At 66.4% G+C, this 8,475-nt stretch carries 8 protein-coding genes; 6 read left to right on the forward strand and 2 right to left on the reverse strand.

Annotated features, from left to right (window positions below; translation table 11 throughout):
- The first annotated feature begins 181 nt into the window (after window positions 1–181).
- The 6 genes from boxC (at window position 182) to IRZ12_RS13160 (ending at window position 6,773) form a co-directional block, all read left to right on the forward strand.
- Window positions 182–1,861 carry a 2,3-epoxybenzoyl-CoA dihydrolase gene (gene boxC, locus IRZ12_RS13135; protein ID WP_296469154.1) on the forward strand — a complete coding sequence of 560 codons (1,680 nt, stop codon included), beginning with the start codon at window positions 182–184 and terminating at the stop codon, window positions 1,859–1,861.
- Between the two features lie 29 nt (window positions 1,862–1,890).
- Window positions 1,891–3,318, forward strand: coding sequence for a benzoyl-CoA 2,3-epoxidase subunit BoxB (boxB, locus tag IRZ12_RS13140; protein WP_296469156.1), 1,428 nt, complete (start codon window positions 1,891–1,893; stop codon window positions 3,316–3,318).
- Window positions 3,319–3,330: 12 nt separating this feature from the next.
- Window positions 3,331–4,617, forward strand: a complete 1,287-nt coding sequence (gene boxA, locus IRZ12_RS13145) for a benzoyl-CoA 2,3-epoxidase subunit BoxA (RefSeq protein ID WP_296469158.1) — start codon at window positions 3,331–3,333, stop codon at window positions 4,615–4,617.
- A complete protein-coding gene (locus IRZ12_RS13150; RefSeq protein ID WP_296469160.1) occupies window positions 4,618–5,406 on the forward strand; it encodes an enoyl-CoA hydratase-related protein in 789 nt (262 codons plus the stop codon).
- A gap of 84 nt (window positions 5,407–5,490) precedes the next feature.
- Window positions 5,491–6,333 (forward strand): enoyl-CoA hydratase/isomerase family protein, encoded by an 843-nt coding sequence (locus tag IRZ12_RS13155; RefSeq protein ID WP_296469162.1) that lies wholly within the window; start codon window positions 5,491–5,493, stop codon window positions 6,331–6,333.
- Window positions 6,330–6,773 (forward strand): MaoC family dehydratase, encoded by a 444-nt coding sequence (locus IRZ12_RS13160; RefSeq protein ID WP_296469164.1) that lies wholly within the window; start codon window positions 6,330–6,332, stop codon window positions 6,771–6,773. The genes IRZ12_RS13155 and IRZ12_RS13160 overlap by 4 nt, the downstream gene beginning before the upstream one ends.
- A gap of 15 nt (window positions 6,774–6,788) precedes the next feature.
- Here IRZ12_RS13160 and IRZ12_RS13165 read toward each other — a convergent pair whose 3' ends face one another.
- Both IRZ12_RS13165 and feoB read right to left on the reverse strand, forming a co-directional pair.
- Window positions 6,789–7,061, reverse strand: coding sequence for a DUF6587 family protein (locus tag IRZ12_RS13165; protein WP_296469166.1), 273 nt, complete (start codon window positions 7,059–7,061; stop codon window positions 6,789–6,791).
- Between the two features lie 14 nt (window positions 7,062–7,075).
- Window positions 7,076–8,475, reverse strand: a 1,400-nt coding sequence (gene feoB / locus IRZ12_RS13170; protein ID WP_296469168.1) for a ferrous iron transport protein B, incomplete at its 5' end; no start/stop codon positions are given.

An 8,475-nucleotide genomic window follows, 5' to 3' on the forward strand; every position in this document is an offset into this window, starting at 1 on the left:
CCCCGGGGGGGGGGCTGTGTGCGGGCGGGTGGGGCGGGGCCGGGGGGGGGGGGGGGGGGCCCCCGGCGACGGGATCAGGGTTGAACCCGAGTGCCCGGCTATTGACGCGCCTGCGAGCATGCACTATTGTTCATTCATCAGACAACTAATGCATTAATTTGCATATCACCGAGGAGATGTCATGGATGCTGCCGTCATGGCCGGCCAGGCCCCGGGCAAGGTGGACTACCGCACCGAGCCCGCCCAGTATCGCCACTGGAAACTGAGCTTCGATGGTCCGATCGCGACGCTGAGCATGGACGTCGCCGAGGACGGCGGACTGCGGCCCGGATACAAGCTCAAGCTCAATTCCTACGACCTGGGTGTCGACATCGAGCTGCACGATGCGCTGAACCGCATCCGCTTCGAACATCCCGAGGTGCGCACGGTCGTCATCACCAGCCTGAAAGAGCGCATCTTCTGTTCCGGCGCCAACATCTTCATGCTGGGCTTGTCTTCCCATGCGTGGAAGGTGAACTTCTGCAAGTTCACCAACGAGACGCGCAACGGCATCGAAGATTCCAGCCGCCATTCGGGGCTCAAGTTCCTTGCCGCGATCAATGGCGCATGCGCAGGCGGCGGCTATGAGCTTGCGCTGGCCTGCGACGACATCGTCCTCATCGACGACAAGTCCTCCGCCGTATCCCTGCCCGAGGTTCCGCTGCTCGGCGTCTTGCCCGGCACCGGGGGCCTGACCCGCCTCACCGACAAGCGGCGCGTGCGCCACGACCTCGCCGATGTTTTCTGCACCACGAGCGAAGGCGTGCGCGGCCAGCGCGCGGTGGAGTGGCGCCTGGTCGATTGCGCGCCCAAGCCCTCGCAGTTTGCGCAAGTCGTCCGCGAGCGGGCGCAGCGGCTCGCCGAGGGTAGCGACCGCCCGGCCGATGCGAAAGGCGTCGAGTTGGTGCCTATCGCGCGCACGGAAGAGCCCGACGGCTTACGCTACCGCTACGTGGAGGTCCGCATCGATCGTGCCAGCCGTAGCGCGGTGTTTACCGTTGCCGCGCCCGATGCTGAGCAGCCCGCGGATGTGGACGGCATCCTGGCCGCCGGCGCGAACTGGTGGCCGATGGCCATGGCGCGGGAGTTGGACGATGCCATCCTGCACATGCGGACCAATGAATTGGACATCGGGACCTGGATCCTCAAGACGCGTGGCGACGCCGCCAAGGTCCTGGTTTGCGACGAGGCCTTGCAGCGCCATGCCGGACACTGGTTCGTTCGCGAAGTGGGCGGGCTCCTGCGCCGCACGCTCGCACGCCTGGATGTGTCGTCCCGCAGCCTGTTCGCGCTGGCCGAGTCCGGGTCGTGCTTTGCGGGCACGCTGGCCGAGTTGGCCTTCGCCGCGGACCGCACCTACATGCTGGCGCTGCCGGATGCTCCCGAACAGGCGCCCGCGCTCACGCTGTCTGAGTGCAATTTCGGAGCCTACCCCATGGTTAACGGCCAGTCGCGGCTGGCACGCCGATTCTATGAAGAGCCGGAGCCCTTGGCGGCCGTCCGTTCGCAAATCGGCAAGCCGCTCGATGCGCAGGCCGCCCTCGGCTTGGGGCTCATCACCGCGGCACCGGACGACATCGATTGGGACGACGAAATCCGGCTCGCCATCGAAGAGCGCGCCGCCATGTCGCCCGATGCGCTGACCGGGCTGGAGGCCAACCTGCGCTTTGCTGGCAAGGAAACCATGGAGACGCGGATCTTCGGCCGCCTGAGCGCATGGCAGAACTGGATCTTCAACCGCCCGAATGCGGTGGGGGAGAAGGGGGCTTTGAAGGTTTACGGAAAAGGCGAGAAGGCCGCCTTCGATCTGAACCGAGTCTAAACGTCGCAGTCCGAACCTGGAGTCGAGACATGTCGAGCATCAATTACAGCGAGAAAATTCCCAACAACGTCAACCTCTCGGAGGATCGCGCGCTGCAGCGGGCGTTGGAGCAATGGCAGCCAAACTTCCTGAATTGGTGGGGCGACGTCGGGCCGGCGGGCAGCAGCAATTACGACGTCTACCTGCGCACCGCCGTCAGCGTCGATCCGCAAGGTTGGGCCCAGTTCGGATACGTGAAGATGCCCGAGTACCGATGGGGCATTTTCCTCAACCCGGCCGAAAAGGACCGCAAGATCCATTTCGGCGAGCACATGGGCGAACCCGTATGGCAGGAGGTACCGGGCGAGCATCGCGCGAACCTGCGCCGCATCATCGTCACCCAGGGCGATACGGAACCGGCCTCGGTCGAGCAGCAGCGGCACCTGGGCCTGACGGCTCCCTCGCTGTACGACCTGCGGAACCTGTTCCAGGTCAACGTGGAGGAAGGCCGCCATTTATGGGCCATGGTCTACCTGCTGCACCGCTACTTCGGCCGGGACGGGCGCGAGGAGGCCGAGGCCTTGCTCGACCGCCGCTCCGGTGACGAGGACAACCCGCGCATCCTGGGGGCTTTCAACGAAAAGACCCCGGACTGGCTGTCCTTCTTCATGTTCACTTACTTCACCGACCGCGACGGCAAGTTCCAGCTGAGCGCGCTCGCAGAGTCAGGCTTCGACCCGCTCGCCCGCACCACCAAGTTCATGCTGACCGAGGAAGCGCACCACATGTTCGTGGGCGAGTCGGGCGTGTCGCGGGTGATCCAGCGTACCTGCGAAGTCATGAACCAGCTCAAGACCGATGATCCGGACCGCATCCGCGCCGCCGGGGTGATCGACCTCGGCACCATACAGCGCTACCTCAATTTCCACTACAGCGTGACCATCGACCTGTTCGGCGCCGACCAGTCGTCCAACGCGGCTATCTTCTACAGCTCGGGGCTCAAGGGGCGCTACGAAGAAGGCAAGCGCACCGACGACCATCGCCTGCGCGACGAGGCGTACAAGGTGCTGGAGGTGCGCGACGGCCAGCTGGTCGAGCGGGAGGTGCCCATGCTCAACGGCCTGAACGAAGTGCTGCGCGATGACTTCATCAAGGACTCAATGGCTGGCGTGGCGCGCTGGAATAAGGTGATCGAGAAAGCGGGCCTGCCCATGCGCCTGACCGTCCCGCACAAGGCCTTCAACCGCCAGATCGGCTCGCTGTCCGGCGTGCGCGTTTCGCCGGAGGGGCGCGTGGTCTCCCAGGAAGAGTGGGACGCGAAGAAAGACGAATGGCTGCCGAGCGCCGAAGACAGGGCCTTCGTGGCGTCGCTCATGGGGCGTGTCGCCGAGCCGGGCAAGTTCGCGAACTGGATCGCGCCGCCGGTCATGGGCATCAACCGGCAACCGGTGGATTTCGAATACGTCCGGTTCAACTAGCGGCAGCTGCGCATGGATACGCCAGTCAAGACGGTCGTCATCAAGCAGCACCTGATCGATCCGGAAATCTGCATACGCTGCAACACCTGCGAAGCGACCTGCCCGGTGGGCGCCATCACCCACGACGATAGGAATTACGTCGTGCGGGCCGATGTTTGCAACGCCTGCATGGCCTGCGTGCCGCCATGCCCGACCGGCGCGATCGATAACTGGCGATCCGTGCTGGCGTCGGCCGCGTATAGCATCGAAGAGCAATTGGGCTGGGATGCATTGCCCGACGAACTGACCCCCGAACAGCTCGCAGCGGCAGGCGCCGCGGTCGACCAGGGAGGCGCCGAGGCCCCGCCGGGGCCGCTGGCCGAGCGTGAACCGGAAGCGTTTTCCGCGGACGATGAGCCTTTCAATGCCGCCTCGTACGGCGCCACCATTCCGCCTTGGTCTGCCGCCCATGCCTACACCAACCTCTACGGCCCGCGCAATCCCGTCACGGCTACGGTAGTGGGCAATGTGCGCGTCAACGAGCCAGGCACGCAGAATGAAACCCATCACATCGTGCTCGACTTCGGCTCCGTGCCATTTCCAGTGCTCGAGGGGCAGTCCCTCGGCATCATCCCGCCCGGGGTCGATGCGCAGGGCCGGGCGCACCATGCGCGCCAATACTCCGTGGCCAGCCCGCGCAACGGCGAACGGCCCGGCTACAACAACGTGTCGCTCACGGTCAAGCGCGTGACGGCGGACCACCAGGGCAATCCGGTCCGCGGCCTGTGCTCCAACTACATGTGCGACCTCAAGGTGGGCGACAAGGTGCAGGTGATCGGGCCGTTCGGCGCCTCGTTCTTGATGCCCAACCATCCCCGTTCGCACATCGTGATGATATGTACCGGCACGGGCAGCGCGCCGATGCGCGCCATGACTGAATGGCGGCGCCGCCTGCGCGGCAAGGGGCGGTTCGAAGGCGGCAGGCTGATGCTGTTCTTCGGCGCGCGCACCAAGGAGGAGCTGCCGTACTTCGGGCCATTGATGAGCCTGCCCAAGGACTTCATCGACATCAACCTTGCGTTTTCGCGGGCGCCAGGCGCACCCAAGCGCTACGTGCAGGACCTGATGCGCGAGCGCGCGGCCGACCTCGCCGAACTCTTGCAGGACCCCAATTCCTACTTTTACGTGTGCGGGCTCAAGAGCATGGAAACCGGCGTCATCCTTGCGTTGCGCGACGTCGCCTTGCAGGCGGGGCTGAACTGGGAATCGATCGCCGCCACACTCAAGCGCGAAGGACGGCTGCACCTGGAGACGTACTGAATGGCCATGGAGACTCTCTCGATCACCAAGAGCGGGGCGGGCGTCGCCCGGGTAGAGATGGCCCGGCCCGAGGTGTTCAATGCGTTCGACGAACGGATGATCGCCGAGCTGGCCCAGGTCTTTGCAGAGCTCGGCGCGGACGCATCGGTGCGGGCCATTGTGCTCGCCGGGCGCGGCAAGGCGTTCAGCGCAGGGGCGGACATCCAATGGATGCAGCGCGCGAGTCGTGCCACGGAGGCGTGGAACTTGGAGGATGCGCGCCGTTTCGCCGCCATGCTCGACGCGATCGCCTCCTGTCCCAAACCCACGGTCGCGCGCGTCCAGGGCGTCGCCCTCGGGGGTGGGGTCGGGCTGGCCTGCGCCTGCGACCTCGTCGTGGCCGCCCGTGACGCGCGCTTTGCCGTGAGCGAGGCGCGGTTCGGCATCCTGCCGGCCGTCATTGGTCCGTACCTTGTCAACGCCGTGGGCAAGCGCCATGCGCTGCGGCTGGCATTGACCGCCTCTCGCATCGATGCCCAGGAGGCGCTGCAGGTAGGACTTGCACACCGGGTGGTCGACGCCGCCGAACTGGATGCCGCCGTCGATGCCATGGTGGGCGAGCTTGTCGCCAACGGCCCGCAGGCACTGGCCGAGATCAAGGACTTGTTCGGCCGGTTGGAGGTCGGCCCCGTGACGGCCGAAACCAGGGAGCTCACCGCCCGCACCATCAGCCGGGTGCGCGGCACGGACGAGGCGCGCGAAGGCTTCGCGGCCTTTCTCGAGAAGCGGCCCGCCGCGTGGGTGCGGTAGGACTTTCCGGGTGCCCGGCGGCGCGCCTGCGCGGGAACGGTCGCCGGCTGTTGCCTACCATTCGTTCACGTTCGAGGAGGAAGCATGTCCCACGAATTGCGCGTGGATACGTCCGATTTTCGCGTTGCGGTCGGCGACGACGGCATTGCAGAGCTGGTGCTCGGCACCCCGGGCACCATACCTGTGCTGGGCGCCCGGGGCCATGCGGAATTGGCCGCCATCTGGCCCCGGCTCGCACGCGAGCCGGGAGTGCGGTGCGTGCTCGTGCACAGCGAGGGCACGGGGTTTTGCGCCGGCGGCCATGCGGACGTGGTCCGGGCCATGCTCGATAGCGAAGAAGACAGGCTGCGCGTCATGCGGGAGGCCCGTGACCTCGTGCAGGGCATGTTGGACTGCGACCTGCCCATCGTGTCGGCGATCCACGGCGCAGCCGTCGGGGCCGGCGCGGCGCTCGCACTGTTGGCCGATGTTTCCGTCGCCGCGCGCAGCGCCAAGCTCATCGACGGCCATACCAAGCTGGGCGTCGCGGCCGGCGACCATGCCGCCCTCCTATGGCCCCTGCTTTGCGGCATGGCCAAGGCCAAGTACCATCTGTTGACCTGTGCGCCGCTCGACGGCGAGTCGGCCGAACGCATCGGGTTGGTCAGCCTGTGCGTGGACGATGCGGACGTGTTGCCTGTCGCCCGGCGCATTGCGGCGCAGCTTGCGGCTGGCAGTCCCACCGCGCTGGCCTGGACCAAGCGCAGTCTGAATCATTGGCTGCGGTCGGCGTGGCCGGCGTTCGAACATTCGCTGGCCCTGGAGTTTTTCGGATTTGCCGGCGCAGACGCGCGGGAGGGCTTGGCCGCCTTGGCCCAGAAGCGCGCTCCCCGCTTCGCGCATGACCGGCGCAAGACGCAAGGCATCCAGACGGAGAACCATGCATGAGATTCGCCGATTTCCAGCCGGGCATGGTCATCGAGGCCGGGCCGCGTCGCGTCGAGGAGGCGGAAATGCTGGCCTTTGCGAGCCGCTACGATCCGCAATGGTTCCACACGGACAAGGAAGCGGCCCGCAAAGGACACTTCGGGTCACTGATCGCGAGCGGCTGGCAGACCTGCGGCATCGCGATGGAGCTCGCAGTGCAGGCCGCGTTGCATGACTCGGAGTCTTTCGCTTCGCCCGGGGTGGAGCAGGTGCGCTGGCCCCATCCGGTGTTTGCGGGCGACGAGCTGCGCTTGCGGGCGGAGGTGCTGGAAGCTAGGCCTTCACGCAGCCGTCCGGAGCTGGGCGTGCTGCGCTGGCGCTGGCATTTGTTGAACCAGGACGGCCGCGAGGTGCTGGACCTGACCGCCACGAGCCTGTTCGATTTGAACCGCCGCGCCTGACTCCACCTCGCGGCATCATCGGCGCAGGTGCACGGGCTTGGCGTCGGCGGGGCCGCAGCCATCGCAGGTACCGCAGCCGCTGCCGCATCCCGTATCGGGCGCTGCCGCACCTAGCCGTTGGCCCGCCTTGCGCAGCCACGGCGCGCGGCCGGGGCGGTCCAAGGCGTTGGCAAGGCGAGCCTGCAGGCGCATGCGCATCCTGGGAGCGAATCGCCCGAAAGCCTTGATCGCGCACGCTGCGACGATGAGGGAGACGAGCGCGATTTCGAGTACGGAGTAGGCATTCATGGCAGCCCTTCGAATCAGGTCAGCATCCTGGTCACATGATACGTGATGAAGGATGCCAGGTAGGCCAGGCCGAACAGATAGCCGGCGGCCAGCGCCACGACCTTCCACGAACCGGTTTCGCGACGGATGACGGCCAGGGTGGAAAGGCACTGTGGCGCGAAAATGAACCACGCGAGCAGCGAGAACGCCGTGGCGAGCGGCCACTGGGCCGCGATTAGCGGAGTGAGCAGCGTCGATGCCGTTTCCTCATCCTCGGCCGATAGGGCGTACACCGTGGCCAATGCGCCGACCGCAACCTCGCGCGCAGCCATGCCGGGAACGAGCGCGATGGAAATTTGCCAGTTAAAGCCGATCGGGGCGAAGACTGTCTGGAGGATTTCGCCGATGCGGCCCGCGAAGCTGTACTCGATGGCAGGGCCGGTCGCGCCTTCGGGCGGCGAGGGGAAGCTCGACAAGAACCAGATCAGCACCGTCAGCGCCAGGATGATGCCGCCCACGCGGGCCAGGAAAATGCGTGCCCGCTCCGCCAGGCCCAGCGCGACGTCGCGCAAGTGTGGAATGCGGTAGGACGGCAGTTCCAGCAGCAGGGAGTGTTCCGTTGTGTCGCGCCGCAGCAGCTTCATCACCCAGGCCACGGCAAGGGCGCTCAGAATGCCTGCCACGTACAGCACGAACAGCGTGACGCCTTGCAGGTTGAAGATCCCGAGCACCGTCTGGTCCGGGATGAAAGCGCCGATGAGCAGCGTGTAGACCGGCAGGCGCGCCGAGCAGGTCATCAGCGGGGCGACGAGTATGGTCGTGAGCCGATCGCGCGGATCCTGGATGGTGCGCGTGGCCATGATGCCGGGAACCGCGCAGGCGAAGCTGGACAGCAGCGGAATGAAGGAGCGCCCGGTCAGGCCCGCTCCCACCATCATTTTGTCGAGTAGGAAGGCGGCGCGCGGCAGGTAGCCCGATTCTTCCAGCAGCAGGATGAAGAAGAACAGGAACAGGATCTGGGGCAGGAATACCAGCACGCTGCCCGCGCCGGCGATGATGCCGTCGACGAGCAGGCTGTTGAGCAAGCCTTCCGGCAGCGTCGCGCCGACCCAAGCGCCCAAGGCGCCGACGGACGACTCGATCAGCTCCATGAGCGGCTCGGCCCACGAGAACACCGCCTGGAACATGAGGAACATCACCACGGCCAGGGTCACCAGGCCCCATACCGGATGCAGCAGCCAGCGGTCGAGCGCGTCGTCGATCGCGGCGGTCCGGCGCGGCACCGACACGGCCTCGCGCAGCAGCCGGTTGACTTCTTGGTGCAGGTCGGCACCGGGGGCTGGGCCGCGGGAGGGAGGGGGCAGCTCTCCATCGAGCCGCGAGAGCAATTGGGCGGCGCCATTGCGCTTGACGGCTACTGTTTCCACGATGGGGA

It is taken from the genome of Pigmentiphaga sp., from assembly GCF_019689535.1.
GTDB lineage: Bacteria > Pseudomonadota > Gammaproteobacteria > Burkholderiales > Burkholderiaceae_B > Pigmentiphaga.